This window comes from Bartonella sp. CL63NXGY (genome assembly GCF_042194905.1).
In the GTDB taxonomy this organism is placed as follows: Bacteria; Pseudomonadota; Alphaproteobacteria; order Rhizobiales; family Rhizobiaceae; genus Bartonella.
In genome coordinates, this window is record NZ_JBHINK010000047.1 from 1 (window position 1) to 408 (window position 408).

At 40.2% G+C, this 408-nt stretch carries 1 protein-coding gene; it reads left to right on the forward strand.

The window, feature by feature from the left end; translation table 11 throughout:
• Positions 1 to 37: 37 nt before the first annotated feature.
• A partial coding sequence (locus ACFIK0_RS09025; protein ID WP_375663864.1) for a replication initiation protein occupies positions 38 to 408 on the forward strand: 371 nt, incomplete at its 3' end.

A 408-nucleotide genomic window follows, 5' to 3' on the forward strand; every position in this document is an offset into this window, starting at 1 on the left:
GTATCATAAAGAGGTATTAAATTCCGGGAGATCTACTATGGCAATCAGTCGAGAAAATAAGGCTAAGTTTGCTGACCGCACAGTGGTTGAACACAATGACTTAATCACAAGTGTAGCCAAGATGGACAAGGTACCAATGAAAATGTTTGAGTTAGCCGTATCCGTCTTAAACATTGACAAGCCACCAGCCAACAACACAATTCATTTATCCAAAAAAGAGATGTTCTCTTTCTTTGGCGTTAATGATACTAATATGAACTACCGCTTTAAGCAGGCTATTGAACGAATGCAACAGCAGGCTTATTTTGAAATCCGTGAGGTCAAGGGTAAGCGAGGCTTTAAGTATCGGAGAATCGTTCCGATCCCTTATATTGAGTGGAATGATTACAACGATGATGTAACAGTGCG